This is a genomic window from Neogemmobacter tilapiae (assembly GCF_014652215.1).
In the GTDB taxonomy this organism is placed as follows: Bacteria; Pseudomonadota; Alphaproteobacteria; order Rhodobacterales; family Rhodobacteraceae; genus Neogemmobacter; species Neogemmobacter tilapiae.
The window spans coordinates 1-925 of the sequence record NZ_BMYJ01000025.1; the positions used below are offsets into that span (position 1 = coordinate 1).

1 protein-coding gene is annotated in these 925 nt (G+C 58.3%); it reads left to right on the forward strand.

Features of this window, described 5'->3' with window-relative positions:
• Window positions 1–116 precede the first annotated feature (116 nt).
• Window positions 117–824 carry an IS6 family transposase gene (locus IE095_RS18105; RefSeq protein ID WP_189413678.1) on the forward strand — a complete coding sequence of 236 codons (708 nt, stop codon included), beginning with the start codon at window positions 117–119 and terminating at the stop codon, window positions 822–824.
• Window positions 825–925: the final 101 nt, after the last annotated feature.

Genomic DNA, 925 nt, shown 5'->3' on the forward strand with positions numbered 1-925 from the left:
GGTGCCGCGCCCCGTCGTTTGTTCCTCGCGCCGCCGATCTGCTTTCCACTGTCGCGCAAGGTACTGTCAGAGGAAGATACGTTGCCCTAACATCATCTGACGGCTAGCCTTCCAGGATGACACAGCGTTCCCCCTTTCGCTACTTCAAGACAAGCCCCGAGATCATCCGCTTGGCGGTGATGCTCTACATCCGGTTTCCTCTGTCCTTGCGGAACGTCGAAGATCTCCTCCATGAACGCGGGATTGAGATCAGCCACGAAACGGTGCGGTTTTGGTGGAACCGATTTGGCCCGATGTTTGCCGCCGAGATCCGGCGCAGGCGGGTCGACAGAATGCGCGCGAGGAAACACTGGCGCTGGCATTTGGATGAGGTCTACGTGAAGATAAACGGTGTGACGCACTACCTTTGGCGCGCCGTCGACCATGAGGGCGAAGTACTGGAGAGCTTTGTCACACTGACACGAGATCGCAAAGCTGCGCTGAAATTCCTCAAGAAATCCATGAAGCGCCACGGCCGACCTGAGGTTCTCGTGACCGACCTGCTGCGGTCTTATGGCGCGGCCCTGAAGGATTTGGGCCGCGGCGATGACCGCGTGATGGCGCGCTGGATTAACAACCGGGCTGAGAATTCTCACTTGCCATTCCGAAGACGAGAACGGGCGATGTTGCGGTTCCGGCGCATGCGAACACTCCAGAAGTTCGCCTCGATCCATGCGTCAATCCACAACCACTTTCCGACCGAGCGCCACCTCCAGAACCGCGAAGACTACAAGATTTACCGCGCCGCCGCTCTCGCCGAGTGGCGCGGCCTTTTTGCGACCTGACGGACGTGTGGGGCTGGGGAAACAGAGACTGGTTCGTATTCGTCTGACAGCACCAATCTTATTGATCGTGAACAATAAGGACGGTGACGACGGTGACGACG